Raw genomic sequence first — 15,346 nt, forward strand, 5'->3', positions numbered from 1 at the left:
AGTGCGCATCGTTTGCCCGCATAGGTCGAAGCGATGAAGGACGGGGCTCAATACGAACTCGAGGATGGCGGCGGCGAGCGCGCGCGGCTTGTCCTTTCAGGGCCTTACCTCGTTTCCACGATCGGCGCGGTCGACGACGAACTGCGCGGGCTGGAGGGCGATCCCAAGACGATCGACCTTTCGGGCGTGAGCGAAATCGACACCGTCGGCGCATGGGTCGCGTGCAACCTCGCCGCGCGTCACAATGCCGAGATCGTCGGTGCGAACGAACGCGCGAAGCGCTTGCTTAACGCGGTGCATACGGCGGGCAACACGGCGGACATACGGCCATCGCGCAGGCCGGTGTGGGAACGCGTGCCGGAACGGATGGGCGAACTGGTCCACGAATTCGGGCAGGGCGCTGTCGGGATGATCGGCTTCCTCGGCCAGATCCTGCTCGCGACGCTGAGCCTGATCCGCCACCCCTCGCGCTTTCGTGGCAAGGCGCTGGTGCGGCAGATGGAGCTGGTCGGGGTATCCTCGCTGCCGATCATCGGGCTGATGAGCTTCCTGATCGGCATCGTCATCGCGCAGCAGGGCGCGGTGCAGCTCGCGCAATTCGGGGCCGAGACGCTGACGATCAATCTCGTCGGCCGGATCACCTTGCGCGAGCTTGGCGTGCTGATGACCGCGATCATGGTCGCGGGCCGCTCGGGCAGCGCGTTCGCCGCGCAGATCGGCACGATGAAGCTGACCGAGGAAGTCGACGCGATGCGTACGATCGGCATCTCGCCGATGGAGGCGCTGGTGATCCCGCGCATCCTCGCCGCGGTGCTGATGATGCCGCTGCTCGGCTTCTTCGCCTCGTGTATCGCGATCATCGGCGGAGCGGTGATCGGCGACCTGATGCTGGGCATCCCGTTCACCACCTTCCTCGCCCGGGTCCAGGAAGTGGTGCCGATCTACGATTTCTACGTCGGGTTGGCGAAAGCGCCGGTGTTCGGCCTGATCGTGGCGCTGACCGGCTGCTATCAGGGCATGCAGGTGGAAGGCAATTCGGAGCAGGTCGGCCTCAAGACCACCAAGGCGGTGGTCCAGGCGATCTTCATGGTCATCGTGCTCGACGCGTTCTTTGCGGTGTTCTTCACCGAGATCGGCTGGGGATGACCGACAGCGACGAAGAACTGGAGGAGAAGGGCCTCGGCCGCTACGAGCGGTATCGCGGCGAGCATCCGGTCGTGGTGAAGGGGCTCGTCAACCGCTTCGGCGACCAGACGATCCACGACGATCTGTCGCTCACCGTCAACCGGGGCGAGATCATCGGCGTGGTCGGCGGGTCGGGCACCGGCAAGTCGGTGCTGATGCGCTCGATCATCGGCCTCCAGACGCCGGTAGCGGGCGAGATCGAGGTCTTCGGCCGATCGATGACCAATGCCGAGCCGGACGAGAACCTCGGCGTGCGCAACCGTTGGGGCGTGCTGTTCCAGGGCGGGGCGCTGTTCTCCACGCTGACGGTGGGCGAGAACGTGGAAGTGCCGCTCAAGCAGTTCTACCCCGACATCTCGCCCGAACTGATGCACGAGATCGCGCGCTACAAGGTGATGCTCTCGGGCTTGCCGGAAGAAGCTGTCAGCAAGTATCCGTCCGAGCTTTCGGGCGGCATGAAGAAGCGCGCCGGGCTGGCGCGCGCGCTGGCGCTCGATCCCGAACTGCTGTTCCTCGACGAGCCGACCGCGGGCCTCGACCCGATCGGCGCGGCCGCGTTCGACAAGCTGACCCGCGAGCTGAAGGAGACGCTGGGGCTTACGGTGTTCCTCATCACCCACGATCTCGATACGCTGTACGAGATCTGCGACCGGGTCGCGGTGCTGGCCGACCACAAGGTGATCGCGGTCGGGACGATCCCCGAACTGCTCGAAACCGACCACCCGTGGATCGACGAATATTTCAACGGTCCGCGCGGCCGCGCCGCTCAGGCGAGCCGCAAGCGCGCCGAAATGATGGACAAGCGCTCTCAAGGCGAGGCATAGGGGCAAGCGAATGGAAACGCGCGCAAATCATGTCTGGGTGGGGGCCGTCACGCTGTTGCTGCTGGCCGGCCTGGCGCTGTTCTTCGTCTGGCTCGCCCGGCTGGGGCAGGGCGCGCAGGACGAATACGACATCTTCTTCAAGCAGTCGGTCGCCGGGCTCGCCAACGGATCGCAGGTCTCGTTCGCGGGCGTGCCGGTGGGGCAGGTCACCGATATCTCGCTGTGGGAAACCGATCCGCAGTTCGTCCGCGTCCGCGTGAAGGTAAAGGAAGAGGTGCCGATCCGCGTCGGCACGACCGCGACGATCCAGGGTTCGTTCACGGGCGTTTCGACCATCCTGCTCGACGGCGCGCGCCGCGATGCGCCCCCGCTGACGTGCGAAGACGGCGCGGGCAACACCGCGTGCCCCGAAGGCGTGCCGGTGATCCCAACCAAGCCGGGCGGGCTGGGCGAACTGCTCGCCAACGCGCCACTGCTGCTCGAGCGGCTGGCGACGCTGACCGAGCGGCTGACACTGCTGCTGTCGGACGACAACCAGGGCGAGATCGCAGGCATCTTGCGCAACACCAACCGCATGACCGCGGACTTGGCCGAAACCGCGCCGCAGGTGCGCGCGACGATGGCCGAACTGCAGGTGACGCTGCGCGAATCGGCCGAAGCGCTCGATGCGTTCGAGAAAGTGATGGGCTCGACCGACCGGCTGCTCAATCAGGAAGGCCAGTCGCTGGCCACGCAATTGCGCGGCACGCTGAAATCGGCCGACGATGCCGCCAAGTCGCTCAGCGCCACGCTGGACGACGCACGCCCCGCCGCGCGCCAGCTTTCCGAAAGCACGTTGCCCGCCGCCGAAGCCGCGATGCAGGATCTGCGCGCGACCAGCCGGGCGCTGCGCAACGTGACCGAAAAGATCGAAACGCAGGGCGCCGGATCGCTGGTCGGCGGGCAGAAGCTGCCCGATTACGAGCCATGAGCCCGGCGAGATCGATGGCGAGATCAATACCGACATCACGGGGGAACGCGATGCGCGCGATTGTCAGGACATTTCCGGCGCTGGCAGCGCTTGCCGCGCTGTCGGGCTGCATCAGCTTCGGCGCAGAACCGCCCGAAAGCCTGCTGACGCTGACGCCCACGGCGGAGGCACCCGCCGGATCGGGCGCGACCGGCAATGCCGCCGGGTCGCTCGCGATCCTCGTGCCCGACGCGCCCGCGCGGCTCGATGTCGTGCGCGTGCCGGTGCAGGTGGACGATGCGAACGTGGCCTACGTCAAGGATGCAGTCTGGGTGGACAAACCCGCGCGGCTGTTCCGCGGCCTGCTGGCGGAGACGATCCGCACGCGCAGCGGCCGCGTGGTGATCGATTCTGACGATCCGGCGCTGACGCCCGAGACGCAGCTGCGCGGCGTGCTGCGCGATTTCGGCTACGATGCGCGCACCTCCTCGGTGGTGGTCCGCTTCGATGCGATCCGCGATGCGGCGAACCGCCAGATCGAGACGCGCCGTTTCGAAAGCGTGGTGCCCGGCGTCGCGGCGGACGCGGCTTCGGTCGGCCCGGCGCTGAACGAGGCGGCGAACGATGTCGCGGGCCAAGTCGCGGAGTGGGTGGGTTAAGGTTGCTGCTCGCGCGCCAGCCGCGCGAACGCCTGCGCCACCGTGAATTCGCGCCCGCGCGCCGTGCCGCGCGCTTCCGCTTCGGCATCGCGGCCCCAGAGGTCGGCCTGCCAGTCCTCTTCCAGATTGGCCAGCGCCCATAGGTCGGCGGCGTCCGCGTCGTTCTCCAGCGCAGCGAGTGCCACGCACAGCGAGGCGGTGAGTGAGGCCATCGCCTGCAGCGCGGCGAGGGTGAATTCGTTGAAGGTTTCCAGCCGGGCGCGCAAGGCGTCGAGCGTTTCGGGCGGTTGTGCGCGGTGCATCACGCCGCTCACCCGTTCGAACCGGATGCCTTCGCGCGCCTCGAGTGCAGCCAGCAGCGGCTCCCATGCCTCGCGCTGGCGGGGGTGGAGCGGTTCGTCCGGGTCGGCGCGATAGCACAGCGTGTCCGTCTCGCCGAAAGCGAGCAGCTTGGCGATCGCCGCGGAACGATCGGGGCGCACCGTATCGATCGCATGATCGGCCATGCCGCGCATAAGAAAGGCCGCCGGGTCGAGCGTCTCGCCCTGCGCGTTCCACTCCGCCGCCAGCGCCTCGGCCAGCGCGCGCGTCGGCACGATCTGCGGCGCACCGCCCGCGGTCTTCACCGCGCGCCCGTCGAGCGCGACCTGCCAGCCGCCGTCTACCTCGGCGGCGGCGGCTTCGCGATAGAAGCGCTTCATTCCTTCGGGCTGCGCCAGCGCCGGGCCAAGAACAGCGGCACGAGAAACACCTCGGCCAGTCCGATCCCGATCAGCACGTAGCCGACGCCCGCCGCGGTATCGATCGTGCCGCGCACCATCAGGATGCCGAGCAGGATCATCAGCACGCCGGTGAAGCGCACCGCGACGATCGAGAAATGGCGGCCCATCGCGGGGTCGGTCATGACAGCAGCTCTCCCAGTTCGGCGGGCGTTCGCGCGACGTGCTCCGCGCCTGCCTCGCGCAGTTCCTGTGCGGTGTGATAGCCCCAGGCGACGCCGATCGCCCGCACCCCGGCGGCGCGGGCCATGTCCATGTCGAACGTGGTGTCACCGATCATCACGCTGTTGTCCGCCTGCGCGCCCGCCTCGGCCAGCGCGGCTTCGAGCATCGCCGGATCGGGCTTCGAGGGATGGCGGTCGGCGGTCTGGAGCGTGACAAAATGCTCAGCGATGCCGTGCGTGGCGAGGCATCCGGCGAGCCCCCGGTCGGACTTGCCGGTGGCGACCCCCAGCGTCCAGCCGCGCCCGGCCAGCAGGCCGAGCAGATCGGCTATGCCGTCGAACAGGGGTTCTTCCAACGTGCCGTCCAAGCGGCTGGTGCGAAAGGCGTGCTTGTAGGCATCGACCGCGTGATGCCGCCGCGCTTCGTCCGCATCGGGGGCGAGCAGGCGAACCGCCTGCGGCAGGCTGAGCCCGACGATGCGGCGGATGTCGTGCCGGTCGGGAGTGGGCAGCCCGGCCCCGGCGAAGGCCGTCTCCATCGCGATGCAGATCGAGGCCTGTCCATCGACCAGCGTCCCGTCGCAATCGAACACCGCCAGCCTGACGGTCACTTGCGCTTGCCCGTGGGCTTGGCCGGCCCCCTGGGCTTGGCTGGGCTCTTCGGCTTGCCGGGCGCGCCGCGTCCGCGCCGTTCGCCGCGGCGGGCCTTGCGGTATTGCTTGGCGTGCTGGCGCGCGGCCTGCTTCTTTTCCTCGCGGCTGCGCTCGGGCGGACCTTCGCGCAGTGTCGCGGCATCGCTCGCCCCCGGATCGAACCCCAAGTGCGCCATGCTCGCGGCGAAGTGTTCGGGCAGATCGGCGGTAACGTCCAGCTTGCCCTGCTTCTTGCCGCCGCTGGCGGGCTGGTCGATGATGAGGCGGCGCGCGTGGAGGTGCATCTTGCGGCTGACGCTGCCGGTCAGGAACGCGTCCTGCCCGCCATACTTGCCGTCGCCCACGATCGGATGGCCGATCGCCGCGAGGTGGACCCGCAGCTGGTGCGTGCGCCCGGTCATCGGCTCCAGCTCGACCCATGCAGCCTTGTTGCCGGCGCGATCGACCACGCGGTAACGGGTCACCGCGCTCTGCCCGTTCTCCTCGTCGACGTGCATCTTCTCGCCGCCGGTGCCCGGCTGCTTGGCCAGCGGCGCGTCAATCGTGCCCTCGAAAACCTCGGGTACGCCGACAACGAGCGCCCAGTAGATCTTCTTCGCGCTGCGGCCCGAGAAGCGCTTGGAATACGATGCCGCGCTGCCCGGCGTGCGCGCGATCAGCAGCACGCCGCTGGTATCCTTGTCCAGCCGGTGCACGAGGCGGGGTCGCGGATCGTCCTCTTCGGGGGCGAAGGCGTCGAGCAGGCCATCGACGTGCTTGTGCGTCTTGCTGCCGCCCTGCGTGGCGAGGCCCGGCGGCTTGTTGAGCACTATGGCGGATGGCGTCTCGGCGATCACCATCGCGCGCGCTTCGGCCAGTTCGGCCTCGGTCAGCGGGCGTTTCGCCTTCGGCTTGCGGTGCGGTGCTTCGCCGCCTGGCGGCACGCGCACGACCTGCCCGGCGGCCAGCCGATCCTCGGGCTTGGCGCGTCCGCCGTCGACCCGTACCTGCCCGGTGCGCGCCCATTTCGATATCGTCGCGAAGCCGATCTGCGGCAGGTGGCGCTTGAACCACCGGTCCAGACGTACGCCATCGTCGTCGGGTTCGACGGTGAACTGGCGCACCGTCTTGCTGGCATCGTCCCGGCTCATGCGGCGAGCCGCATGGCGATGAGGCCGATGTAGAGCGCGGTTAGTCCCGCGAGGAGCGAGATCAGCGCGTAGCTGACGGCGAGGGCGGGCTGCCCGCGTTCGATCAGCAGCATCAGCTCGAGGCTGAAGGCGGAAAAAGTGGTGAACCCGCCGAGCAGGCCGACGCCGATGAGCAGCCGCCATTGCTCGCCACCCTGACCGTGCCGCGCGAGCCAGCCTGCGAGCAGGCCCATCGCGCAGCTCCCGATCACGTTGACGGCGAGCGTCGCCCACGGGAACGCGGCCACGGCCTGCGGGCCGAGCACATGGGTCAGCATGCGCCCGGTCTGGTAACGCAGCAGCGCGCCCGCGCCGCCGCCGGCGAAGACGTAGAGGCTGGCCGCGATCGGTGATACGGTGGTCATCCGCAGGCCCTTAGACGGCAAACGCGCCCGCGTCATCCCGCGCGAGCGAGGGCCGATCATCGCTTGCCATCGGTGCCCATTTTGCCTATGTGCGCGGCGTTTCGAGCCGATCCGGAACGGATTCGGCGCGTTTTTCGTTGATTCGTAACTGGCGCTCTCCCGCGCACCGCGGGCATCGCGCCGTTGCTGTGAGGTGTTTGAATTTATGCAGATCGTCGTTCGCGATAACAATGTCGACCAAGCTCTCCGCGCGCTCAAGAAGAAGCTGCAGCGCGAGGGCGTGTATCGCGAGATGAAGCTGCGCCGCCACTACGAAAAGCCGAGCGAGAAGCGCGCCCGTGAAAAGGCCGCCGCCGTTCGCCGCGCGCGCAAGCTCGAGCGCAAGCGGGCGGAGCGCGACGGCGCGAAATAAGCGCTGCCGCGCTTGAAGACATCACAGCGATAAGCCATCAGGGCGCGGAGGCCGACCTCCGCGCCCTTTTGCATTTTCAGGCTTTTGCATTTCAGGACCGTTTTTCCATGACCGAGATCACCCGCGTGCCGCTCCAGCCCATCGCGAAGGGCAGCCTGACGAAGCTGTGGCTCGGGGTCGCGGTCGCGGTGCTGCTCGCCGCCGGGCTCGCCTGGGCTGCGGTGCCCAAGGGCGTGTCGGTCGAGGAGTTGCAGGCGGGCACCGGGCCCAACCCGGCCACGAGCGACGTGGTACTGGTGAACTATACCGGCAAGCTCGCCGACGGCACGGTGTTCGACGAAGGGCAGGCGACTCCGCTGCCGCTTGAAGGGATGATCCCCGGTTTCGCCGAAGGCGCGGTGAAGATGCAGAAGGGCGGCCGCTATCTGATCGAGATCCCGGCCGAGAAGGGCTATGGCGAGGAGGCCAAGGTCAACCCGATGACCGGCGAGGTCGCGATCCCCGCCGGCAGCGATCTGGTGTTCGAGGTCGAGCTGCTCGATTTCATGCCGTTCGCCGAGTTCCAGCAACGCATGCAGGCGATGCAACAGATGATGCAGATGCAGCAGGGCGGCGCGCCGGGCGAGGCCGGCCAGCCGGGCCAGCCGATGCCGCAGCCCCAACCGATGCCGCCGCAGCCGCAGCAGTAACGCCGCCGCCGCTTGAAGCCCGCCGGGCGCGCTGCTAGCGCGGCGGGGAAATCCACCCCCAGACGAAGGGCAATCCGCATGTCCGTCGACAAGGCCGCTGTGGCGAAGATCGCCTCGTTGGCGCGTATCAAGATGAACGAAGACGAGCTCGAGCGCATGGCGCCCGAGCTGTCCAAGATTCTCGGCTGGGTCGAGATGCTCGGCGAAGTCGATTGCAGCGGCGTCGAGCCGATGACCGCCGTCATTCCCAACACGCTGCGCCTGCGCGACGATGTGATCGACGCCGATCCGCTGACCGCCGGCGGCAAGCGCGATGCGGTGCTGGCGAACGCGCCCGCGGCCGAACACGGCTTCTTCGGCGTGCCCAAGGTGATCGAATAATGACCGACCTGACAGACCTTGGCGTCAAGGCGATCCGCGACGGGGTCGCGGGCGGCGAGTTCACCGCGCGCGAAGTGGCCGAGGCGTTCAACGCCGCGGTCGCGGGTGCGGGCGAGCTCAACGCCTTCATCGTCGCCACGCCCGATCATGCGCTCGCCGCAGCCGATGCGGTCGATGCCGACCGTGCGGCGGGCAAGCCGCTGGGCGCGATGGCCGGCGTGCCGATCGGCATGAAGGACCTGTTCGCGACGAAGGGCGTGCAGACGACCGCCGCGAGCCACATCCTCGAAGGCTTCACACCCGAATACGAAAGCACCGTTTCGCACAACCTGTGGAGCGCGGGCGCGGGGATGCTGGGCAAGCTCAACCTCGACCAGTTCGCGATGGGCTCGTCCAACGAAACGAGCTTCTTCGGCAACGTCAATTCGCCCTGGCGCAAGCAGGGCAGCAATGCCGCGCTGGCACCGGGTGGTTCCTCGGGCGGATCGTCGGCGGCGGTATCGGCGCGTATCGCGCCCGCCGCGACCGGGACCGACACCGGCGGATCGATCCGCCAGCCTGCCGCCTTCACCGGCATCAGCGGGATTAAGCCGACCTACGGGCGCTGCTCCCGCTGGGGCGTGGTCGCCTTCGCCAGCAGTCTCGATCAGGCCGGGCCGATGGCCCGCAGCGTGGACGACTGCGCGATCATGCTCGGCGCGATGGCCGGGTTCGACGCCAAGGATTCGACCAGCCTCGACCTGCCGGTGCCCGACTGGGCCGGATCGCTCGACGCGAACCTCGCGGGCAAGAAGGTCGGCATTCCGCGCGAATACCGGATGGAGGGGACCGATCCCGAAATCCTCGACAGCTGGGAACGCGGCAAGGCATGGCTGCGCGACGCGGGCGCCGAAGTGGTCGACATCGCGCTGCCGCACACGAAATACGCGCTGCCCGCCTATTACATCATCGCGCCCGCCGAAGCCTCCAGCAACCTCGCCCGCTACGACGGCGTGCGGTACGGGCTGCGTGATCTGCCGGACGGGGCGGGCTTGCAGGACATGTACGCCGCGACCCGCGCCGAAGGGTTCGGCGACGAGGTCAAGCGCCGCATCCTGATCGGCACCTACGTGCTCTCGGCGGGGTTCTACGACGCATACTACAACCAGGCGCAGAAGATCCGCACGCTGATCGCGCGCGATTTCGAGCAGGCCTGGGCGCAGTGCGACGTGATCCTCGCTCCGACCACGCCCACCGCCAGCTTCCCGCTGGGCGACAAGCTGGACGATCCGCTGGCGATGTATCTGAACGACGTGTTCGCCGTGCCCGCCAGCCTCGCCGGGCTGCCCGCGATGAGCGTGCCCGCCATGCTCAACGGCGAGGGCCTGCCGCTCGGCCTGCAGCTGATCGGCAAGCCGTTCGACGAGCAGGGTGTGCTCAACGCAGGGCTGGCCATCGAGCAGCGCGCCGGGTTCGACGCGCGGCCGGAGAAGTGGTGGTAATGCTGTTCATGCTGATCCTGTTCGGTTCGCTGATCGCGCTGGTGGGATTCGCATTCTTCCTCTCGCGCAGGATCGAATACGGCGAGGCGCAATTCGGCAAGCAGCCCGAACGGGCGATAGACACACCGGTAACCCCTGCGCGTCGGCTCGAGCAGGATGACAACAGCAAACGGATCACGGACGATGAGTAACTACCGCATCCAGGGCGCGACGGGCGAGTGGGAGGTCGTGATCGGCCTCGAGGTCCATGCGCAGGTGACATCGAACGCCAAGCTGTTTTCTGGCGCCTCGACCGCGTTCGGGGCGGAGCCGAACACGCAGGTCAGCCTCGTCGATGCGGCGATGCCGGGAATGCTGCCGGTGCCCAACCGCGAGTGCATCCGCCAGGCGGTGCGCACGGGCATGGCGATCGAGGCCCAGATCAACCGCTGGAGCCGGTTCGACCGCAAGAACTACTTCTACGCCGACCTGCCGCAGGGCTACCAGATTTCGCAGCTCTATCATCCGCTCGTCGGCGAAGGTTCGCTGGCGATCGAAGCCGACGAAAAGGCCGGGATCGCCGAGGACAAGGTGATCGGCATCGAGCGCATCCACGTCGAGCAGGACGCGGGCAAGCTGATGCACGACCAGCACCCGACGATGAGCTACGTCGATCTCAACCGCAGCGGCGTGGCGCTGATGGAGATCGTCAGCCGCCCGGACATGCGCTCGCCCGCCGAGGCCGGAGCCTATGTGCGCAAGCTGCGCGCGATCCTGCGCTATGTCGGCAGTTGCGACGGCAACATGGAAGAAGGCTCGATGCGCGCGGACGTGAACGTCAGCGTGCGCAAGCCGGGTGACGAATTCGGCACGCGCACCGAGACGAAGAACGTGAACTCGGTGCGCTTCGTCATGCAGACGATCGAGCACGAGGCGCGCCGCCAGGTCGACCTGATCGAGGATGGCGGCACGGTGGTGCAGGAAACCCGGCTGTTCGACCCGAACACCGGCACCACCCGTTCGATGCGCAGCAAGGAAGACGCGCACGACTATCGCTATTTCCCCGATCCCGACCTGCTGCCGCTGGAGCTGGAGGATGCGTTTCTGGAGGAATGCCGCGCCAGCTTGCCCGAACTGCCCGATGCCAAGCGCGCGCGCTATGTCGGCGAACTGGGCCTGAGCGAATACAACGCGCGCGAGCTGACCGCCGAGGTCGAAACCTTCGCGCGCTTCGAAACGCTGCTCGCCGCGACAGCAGGCGCGCTGGGCAAGGGCGAGAAGGACGTGGCGACGCAGGTGGCCAACTGGTCGCTCTCGATCGCGCCCGGCGTGATGAACGCGCTCGGCGACGAGGCGAACCCGGCGCACGCCAGTGCCGAGGCGCAGGCCGCGATCCTGAAGATGCAGGCCGCCGGCGAGATCAGCGGCGGTCAGGCCAAGGAAATCTTCGAGATCGTCCTCAAGACCGGCCGCGACCCGGCCGAGGTCGCCGAAACCGAAGGCCTCAAGCAGTTGAGCGACACCGGCGCGATCGAGAGCGTGATCGACGAAGTTCTCGCCGCCAACGCCGACAAGGTCGAGGAATACCGCGGCGGCAAGGACAAGCTGTTCGGCTTCTTCGTCGGCCAGACGATGAAAGCGCTGAAAGGCAAGGGCAACCCGGCGGTGGTGAACGACCTGCTGAAGGCGAAGCTGGGGTAGGGCTGAGCCTGCCGCCAACGCCGCGCGCGCATCGTCAGGCGGTTTGCGCCTTGGCGAACGCCGCGATCATTTCCTCGTAATCTTCCATCGGCGGAAATTCGGGGTAGCTGCGTTCGGCGGGCGTGGTCGCCCATGGCAGCTTTTCCGACGTGAAGCTTTCGACGAACGGGACGAACCAGCTTGCATCGTCGAGCATGGTCGCGCGCACGTTGACGAACGGCATCGTTCCCTGCGGCGGGCGCGTGAACACCCAGCTCATGCAGTACGGACAGTGGAAATGGCGCACCTCGCCATGCAGGCCGCCGATGGCCGGTTCACCCTTCGTCACGGTGAAGCCGCTTTCGGGAACGGTCACCGTCAGCGAATAGGCGCCTCCGGTCATGCGCTGGCACCCGGTGCAGTGGCACGCGCCGGTGAGCAGAGGCTCGGCCGAAATCCGGAAACGAAGCTGCCCGCACCGGCAACCGCCGTCGGCAGGGAGGGAAGGCCTGGTCATGCGGACTCCTGCGATGGTTCGCTTCCGCAACGGTTCGATCTGTCAAAAGGCTCCGACACGATCTGCTGGTGCGCGAACGGAAAAGGGCCGCCGGATCGCTCCGACGGCCCTTTTGTTACGCGGGGTGAACCGGTCAGCCCTGGCGCTGGCCCGTCATCGCCATCGCGCCGAACGCGCCGGCGTTGACCGAGCCGGTCAGCTGGTCGCCGTCCACGGTGGCGGTGCCTTCCAGCGTCATCGGCATGGGCACGGTCATGTCCATCTTCCAGGTCAGCGTGTTGCCGTCGATCTTGCCGTCCTTGACGTCCATCGAGCCCAGCGTGCCGGCGTTCTGGCCGGTGAACGTGGTGCCGTCGTCGCTGGGGACCACGGTGAAGGTGCTCTTCTGGTCGCCCATCGGGCTCTTGGTTACGCAGTCGTAGGTGCCGCCAACAGACATTGTCATCTCCTCGGTTGAAGTCGGGTGCCGCAATCGCGGTTGCTTACACCCATGTCAACAAGCTCATTCGGCGGCCGGTTCCCCGGCGCCGGCGGTTTCCGCCTCGCGCACCTCGACCGGCAGGCCGACCGCTTCGAGCTGCGGCGCGACCACATCGGCGTCACCGACGATCACGAACACCAGATCGTTGCCCAGCAGCGAGGCGCGCGCAGCCTGGTCGAGCTGTCCGGCGGCGAGGTTCGAATACTTCGCGTTCAGCGTCTCGTAGTAGTCGTCGGGCCGATCGTAGGTGACGATATTGACCATCCCGCCGAGCACGTCGCCCGAAGTCTCGAACTGTCCCGGAAGCTCGCGCACGTTGCCGTTGATGAGCCGGGTCAGCTCCTCGCCGGTCACGCCCTGCGCGTCGGTATAGGCCGACAGGTCCTTGCGCAGTTCGACGATCGAATCGCCGGTGCGGTCGGCCTGGACCGGGGCGTAGATCAGGAAGCTCGTGCGATCGAGCGGCTGCTGGATCAGGCTGCGCACGCCGTAGGACCAGCCCTTGGTCTCGCGCAGGTTCATGTTGATCCGGCTGAGGAAGCTGCCGCCGAACACCTCGTTCGCGGCATCGAGCACGAGCAGGTCGTCGGTGCCCTTCTGCTGCAGGACGCGGCCGGCCACGATCACCGATTGCGGCGAGTTGGGCCGGTCGATCAGGATCACCCGCGATTGCTGCGTCGGGATGGGCGCGTCGAAGTTCTTCTCCGGCGCGGGCGTGGCCGGGGCCTGCCAGTCGCCGAAGCTCGCTTCGAGCAGGCGGGTCGCCTCGGCCAGCGTGGTGTCGCCGACCACGAACACGCGTGCCATGTCGGGGCGCAGCCATGTGTCGTGGAAGTCGCGCAGCTCCGGTGCGGTCAGCGCTGCGACCACCGCTTCGCTGCCCGTGCCCGAGGGCGGGATGCCATAGGGGTGCTGCTCGCCGAACAGGATCGGGGCGAGCGCGCGCTGGGCGATCGCACCGGGGTTGTTCAGCTCGTTCTGGATCCGGGTGAGCTGCTGCGCGCGCACGCGCTCCAGCTCGCGCGGGTCGAACGCGGGGTTGCGCACGTAGTCCGCCATCAGCTCGAGCGAGGGCGCGAGGTTGGGCGCCATCGCGTCGAGCCCGACCGCAGTCGTGTCGGCGTCGGCGGAGGTGTAGAGATTGGCGCCGAGCCGCTCCTTGGCGATCGCCAGTTCGGTCGAATCGAGGCTGGTGGTGCCTTCGTCCATCATGCTGAGCATCAGCGACTGGATGCCGAGCTTGTCCTTCGGATCGGCGGCATAGCCGGCATCGAAGTTCACCCGCACGCTGACGGTCGGCACCGCGTCGCGGTGCGCGAAATAGACTTCCATCCCGTTCGACAGCGTGGCCCGCTCGATCGTGGGGAAGTCGAGCGGCTTCAATTCGCCGACTTCGGGCAGTTGCGAGCGGTCGGCCTCCGCTGCCGCCGCGCCGCCCTGAAGCTGCAGGGCCAGCGGGTTGGAATAGAACGCCGGACCGGCGAGGCCGCTGTCGTCACCCGTGAAAAAACCGCCACGGTTCTCGCCGCCTTCGCGCCGTTCGCCCGGCTCGACGGTGAGTGCGAACACGGGGCGCGAGAGCCACTTGGCGGTCACGTCGCGCACGCGTTCGGGCGTCATCGCGGCGGCGGTTTCGAGCACTTCCTTGTACTCGGCCGGATTGCCCGAATAGAGCAGCCCTTCGGCGAGCGTCGGCGCCTTGCCGCTGAACCCGCCAACCTGCTCCAGCCCGCGAATCTGGCCCGCGGCATAAGTGGTCGTGGCACGTTGCAGCTCGTCGGCAGTCGGACCTTCGGCGATGAACTTCGCGATCTCGGCGTCGAGCGCGGCGGCGAGCTGTTCCTGGCTCACCCCCGGCTTGGCGTCGGCATAGACCACGAACTGGCCCGCCTGCGCGAAGATCTGCGCGCTCGCCACGACACGGACGGCGAGCTGCTGCTCGCGCACCAGCGCGTTGTCGAGCCGCGAGCTGGCGAGCCCGCCGAGCACCGTGCCGCCCATCGAGAGCGGCAGGTATTCGGGATTGTCGAGCCCCGGCACCGCCCACATGCGATAGACGCGGGGCGTGGCGACGCGGTCGTAGATCGTCTTGGCGAGCGGAGTGGGCAGGTCGGGAACGGGAGCGGCGACCGGATCGATCGCCGGGCCGGCGGGAATTGCGCCGAACCACTTGGTCACCTTCTCGCGCGCGGTCGCGGCGTCGATATCGCCGGCGAGCACGAGCACGGCGTTGTTCGGGCCGTAGTGGTCGCGGAACCAGCCCTGCACGTCCGCCATCGTCGCGCCCGACAGATCGTCCATCGAGCCGATCGTCGAGTGGTGATAGGGGTGTCCCGAGGGATAGAGGTTCTCGAGCTGCTCGTATTCGACGAGGCCGTAGGGCTGGTTGTCGCCCTGCCGCTTCTCGTTCTGGACGACGCCGATCTGGTTATCGAGCTTTTCCTGCGTGACCGCGCCGAGGAGGTAGCCCATGCGGTCGCTTTCCAGCATCAGCGCGCGGTCGAGCGCGCCGGTCGGCACGGTCTCGAAATAGTTCGTCCGGTCGAACCACGTGGTGCCGTTGAAATCGGTCGCGCCGACCTGCTGCAGCGGCTCGAAGAAGTCGCCGGGCGAATTCTCGCTGCCGTTGAACATCAGGTGCTCGAACAGGTGCGCGAAGCCGGTCTTGCCGTCGGGCTCGTGCTTGGAGCCGATCTTGTACCACACCGAAACGCCGACCACCGGGGTCTTGCGGTCTTCGTGCACCAGCACCGTCAGCCCGTTGTCGAGCTTGAATTCCTCGTAGGGAATCGAGACGCTTTCGATCAGTTCGGAAACCGGCGCGGGCTCGCCCGTCACGGCTTCGGCGGCGGCGACCTCTGGGTCGGCGCTGGCGGCGCGTGTTCCGGTCTGCGTGCTGGCGCAAGCGGCGAGCGAGAGCGCCGCAAGGCTGACGGTGGCAAGTTTCAAGCGCATGATTTCCCCCGAATAAGCGATTCG

The 15,346-nt window shown here is 67.7% G+C and carries 18 protein-coding genes; 10 read left to right on the forward strand and 8 right to left on the reverse strand.

From position 1 onward, the window contains the following. Positions 1-33: 33 nt before the first annotated feature. From ACE3QC_RS13355 to ACE3QC_RS13370, 4 genes are read left to right on the forward strand one after another with little or no spacing between them, the layout of a single operon-like run. A complete protein-coding gene (locus ACE3QC_RS13355) occupies positions 34-1,146 on the forward strand; it encodes an MlaE family lipid ABC transporter permease subunit (protein WP_374409039.1) in 1,113 nt (370 codons plus the stop codon). Beyond that, positions 1,143-2,009, forward strand: a complete 867-nt coding sequence (locus ACE3QC_RS13360; protein WP_374409041.1) for an ABC transporter ATP-binding protein — start codon at positions 1,143-1,145, stop codon at positions 2,007-2,009. The genes ACE3QC_RS13355 and ACE3QC_RS13360 overlap by 4 nt, the downstream gene beginning before the upstream one ends. 10 nt (positions 2,010-2,019) lie before the next feature. Continuing rightward, positions 2,020-2,979, forward strand: a complete 960-nt coding sequence (locus ACE3QC_RS13365) for an MlaD family protein (RefSeq protein ID WP_374409043.1) — start codon at positions 2,020-2,022, stop codon at positions 2,977-2,979. A 50-nt stretch (positions 2,980-3,029) separates the two neighbouring features. Next, positions 3,030-3,617 carry an ABC-type transport auxiliary lipoprotein family protein gene (locus tag ACE3QC_RS13370; RefSeq protein WP_374409044.1) on the forward strand — a complete coding sequence of 196 codons (588 nt, stop codon included), beginning with the start codon at positions 3,030-3,032 and terminating at the stop codon, positions 3,615-3,617. Here the strand turns inward: ACE3QC_RS13370 and ACE3QC_RS13375 are convergent. The 5 genes from ACE3QC_RS13375 to crcB are packed head-to-tail and all read right to left on the reverse strand — an operon-like array spanning position 3,614 to position 6,747. Continuing rightward, complete coding sequence (locus ACE3QC_RS13375) at positions 3,614-4,318, reverse strand: ATP12 family chaperone protein (protein WP_374409046.1); 705 nt, start codon at positions 4,316-4,318, stop codon at positions 3,614-3,616. The two genes, ACE3QC_RS13370 and ACE3QC_RS13375, sit on opposite strands and share 4 nt — an antisense overlap. Continuing rightward, entirely contained in the window at positions 4,315-4,521 is a 207-nt protein-coding gene (locus ACE3QC_RS13380; protein ID WP_374409048.1) for a hypothetical protein, read from the reverse strand. Before ACE3QC_RS13380 ends, ACE3QC_RS13375 begins: the two co-directional genes overlap by 4 nt. Next, positions 4,518-5,171 (reverse strand): HAD-IA family hydrolase, encoded by a 654-nt coding sequence (locus ACE3QC_RS13385; RefSeq protein WP_374409050.1) that lies wholly within the window; start codon positions 5,169-5,171, stop codon positions 4,518-4,520. The genes ACE3QC_RS13380 and ACE3QC_RS13385 overlap by 4 nt, the downstream gene beginning before the upstream one ends. Continuing rightward, a complete protein-coding gene (locus tag ACE3QC_RS13390) occupies positions 5,168-6,343 on the reverse strand; it encodes an RluA family pseudouridine synthase (protein WP_374409052.1) in 1,176 nt (391 codons plus the stop codon). The genes ACE3QC_RS13385 and ACE3QC_RS13390 overlap by 4 nt, the downstream gene beginning before the upstream one ends. Continuing rightward, complete coding sequence (crcB, locus tag ACE3QC_RS13395) at positions 6,340-6,747, reverse strand: fluoride efflux transporter CrcB (protein ID WP_374409054.1); 408 nt, start codon at positions 6,745-6,747, stop codon at positions 6,340-6,342. Before crcB ends, ACE3QC_RS13390 begins: the two co-directional genes overlap by 4 nt. A gap of 205 nt (positions 6,748-6,952) precedes the next feature. Between crcB and rpsU the strand changes: the two genes are divergently transcribed. The 6 genes from rpsU to gatB all read left to right on the forward strand — a co-directional run bounded on the left by rpsU (position 6,953) and on the right by gatB (position 11,390). Beyond that, positions 6,953-7,159 carry a 30S ribosomal protein S21 gene (gene rpsU, locus ACE3QC_RS13400; RefSeq protein WP_143554799.1) on the forward strand — a complete coding sequence of 69 codons (207 nt, stop codon included), beginning with the start codon at positions 6,953-6,955 and terminating at the stop codon, positions 7,157-7,159. A 107-nt stretch (positions 7,160-7,266) separates the two neighbouring features. After that, positions 7,267-7,848 carry an FKBP-type peptidyl-prolyl cis-trans isomerase gene (locus tag ACE3QC_RS13405; RefSeq protein ID WP_374409056.1) on the forward strand — a complete coding sequence of 194 codons (582 nt, stop codon included), beginning with the start codon at positions 7,267-7,269 and terminating at the stop codon, positions 7,846-7,848. 78 nt (positions 7,849-7,926) lie between these two features. Further along, positions 7,927-8,229 carry an Asp-tRNA(Asn)/Glu-tRNA(Gln) amidotransferase subunit GatC gene (gene gatC, locus ACE3QC_RS13410; RefSeq protein WP_374409058.1) on the forward strand — a complete coding sequence of 101 codons (303 nt, stop codon included), beginning with the start codon at positions 7,927-7,929 and terminating at the stop codon, positions 8,227-8,229. Then, positions 8,229-9,710 carry an Asp-tRNA(Asn)/Glu-tRNA(Gln) amidotransferase subunit GatA gene (gatA, locus tag ACE3QC_RS13415; protein ID WP_374409060.1) on the forward strand — a complete coding sequence of 494 codons (1,482 nt, stop codon included), beginning with the start codon at positions 8,229-8,231 and terminating at the stop codon, positions 9,708-9,710. The genes gatC and gatA overlap by 1 nt, the downstream gene beginning before the upstream one ends. Positions 9,711-9,718: 8 nt before the next feature. Next, on the forward strand, positions 9,719-9,901 hold the full coding sequence (locus ACE3QC_RS13420; RefSeq protein WP_374409062.1) for a hypothetical protein: 183 nt from the start codon (positions 9,719-9,721) through the stop codon (positions 9,899-9,901). After that, positions 9,894-11,390, forward strand: a complete 1,497-nt coding sequence (gene gatB, locus ACE3QC_RS13425) for an Asp-tRNA(Asn)/Glu-tRNA(Gln) amidotransferase subunit GatB (RefSeq protein ID WP_374409064.1) — start codon at positions 9,894-9,896, stop codon at positions 11,388-11,390. Before ACE3QC_RS13420 ends, gatB begins: the two co-directional genes overlap by 8 nt. 34 nt (positions 11,391-11,424) lie before the next feature. Here the strand turns inward: gatB and ACE3QC_RS13430 are convergent, their stop codons facing one another. The 3 genes from ACE3QC_RS13430 to ACE3QC_RS13440 form a co-directional block, all read right to left on the reverse strand. Continuing rightward, positions 11,425-11,886: a GFA family protein gene (locus tag ACE3QC_RS13430; RefSeq protein WP_374409066.1), complete on the reverse strand. Its 462-nt coding sequence runs from the start codon at positions 11,884-11,886 to the stop codon at positions 11,425-11,427. A gap of 133 nt (positions 11,887-12,019) precedes the next feature. Then, the gene (locus tag ACE3QC_RS13435) at positions 12,020-12,325 is read right to left on the reverse strand and encodes a hypothetical protein (protein ID WP_374409068.1); all 306 of its coding nucleotides are present in this window, start codon (positions 12,323-12,325) and stop codon (positions 12,020-12,022) included. A gap of 63 nt (positions 12,326-12,388) precedes the next feature. Continuing rightward, complete coding sequence (locus ACE3QC_RS13440; RefSeq protein WP_374409070.1) at positions 12,389-15,322, reverse strand: M16 family metallopeptidase; 2,934 nt, start codon at positions 15,320-15,322, stop codon at positions 12,389-12,391. Between the last annotated feature and the right edge of the window lie 24 nt (positions 15,323-15,346).

This window comes from Pelagerythrobacter sp. (genome assembly GCF_041912895.1).
Lineage (GTDB): Bacteria > Pseudomonadota > Alphaproteobacteria > Sphingomonadales > Sphingomonadaceae > Pelagerythrobacter.

Excerpts from the sequence above, each read along its gene's own strand:
- ACE3QC_RS13440 (WP_374409070.1), bottom strand. The coding sequence starts at position 15,322 with ATGCGCTTGAAACTTGCCACCGTCAGCCTTGCGGCGCTCTCGCTCGCC.
- rpsU (WP_143554799.1), top strand. The coding sequence starts at position 6,953 with ATGCAGATCGTCGTTCGCGATAACAATGTCGACCAAGCTCTCCGCGCG.
- gatC (WP_374409058.1), top strand. The coding sequence starts at position 7,927 with ATGTCCGTCGACAAGGCCGCTGTGGCGAAGATCGCCTCGTTGGCGCGT.
- crcB (WP_374409054.1), bottom strand. The coding sequence starts at position 6,747 with ATGACCACCGTATCACCGATCGCGGCCAGCCTCTACGTCTTCGCCGGC.
- gatB (WP_374409064.1), top strand. The coding sequence starts at position 9,894 with ATGAGTAACTACCGCATCCAGGGCGCGACGGGCGAGTGGGAGGTCGTG.
- ACE3QC_RS13435 (WP_374409068.1), bottom strand. The coding sequence starts at position 12,325 with ATGTCTGTTGGCGGCACCTACGACTGCGTAACCAAGAGCCCGATGGGC.
- ACE3QC_RS13405 (WP_374409056.1), top strand. The coding sequence starts at position 7,267 with ATGACCGAGATCACCCGCGTGCCGCTCCAGCCCATCGCGAAGGGCAGC.
- ACE3QC_RS13390 (WP_374409052.1), bottom strand. The coding sequence starts at position 6,343 with ATGAGCCGGGACGATGCCAGCAAGACGGTGCGCCAGTTCACCGTCGAA.
- ACE3QC_RS13365 (WP_374409043.1), top strand. The coding sequence starts at position 2,020 with ATGGAAACGCGCGCAAATCATGTCTGGGTGGGGGCCGTCACGCTGTTG.
- ACE3QC_RS13375 (WP_374409046.1), bottom strand. The coding sequence starts at position 4,318 with ATGAAGCGCTTCTATCGCGAAGCCGCCGCCGCCGAGGTAGACGGCGGC.
- ACE3QC_RS13430 (WP_374409066.1), bottom strand. The coding sequence starts at position 11,886 with ATGACCAGGCCTTCCCTCCCTGCCGACGGCGGTTGCCGGTGCGGGCAG.
- ACE3QC_RS13420 (WP_374409062.1), top strand. The coding sequence starts at position 9,719 with ATGCTGATCCTGTTCGGTTCGCTGATCGCGCTGGTGGGATTCGCATTC.
- ACE3QC_RS13355 (WP_374409039.1), top strand. The coding sequence starts at position 34 with ATGAAGGACGGGGCTCAATACGAACTCGAGGATGGCGGCGGCGAGCGC.
- ACE3QC_RS13370 (WP_374409044.1), top strand. The coding sequence starts at position 3,030 with ATGCGCGCGATTGTCAGGACATTTCCGGCGCTGGCAGCGCTTGCCGCG.
- ACE3QC_RS13360 (WP_374409041.1), top strand. The coding sequence starts at position 1,143 with ATGACCGACAGCGACGAAGAACTGGAGGAGAAGGGCCTCGGCCGCTAC.
- ACE3QC_RS13380 (WP_374409048.1), bottom strand. The coding sequence starts at position 4,521 with ATGACCGACCCCGCGATGGGCCGCCATTTCTCGATCGTCGCGGTGCGC.
- gatA (WP_374409060.1), top strand. The coding sequence starts at position 8,229 with ATGACCGACCTGACAGACCTTGGCGTCAAGGCGATCCGCGACGGGGTC.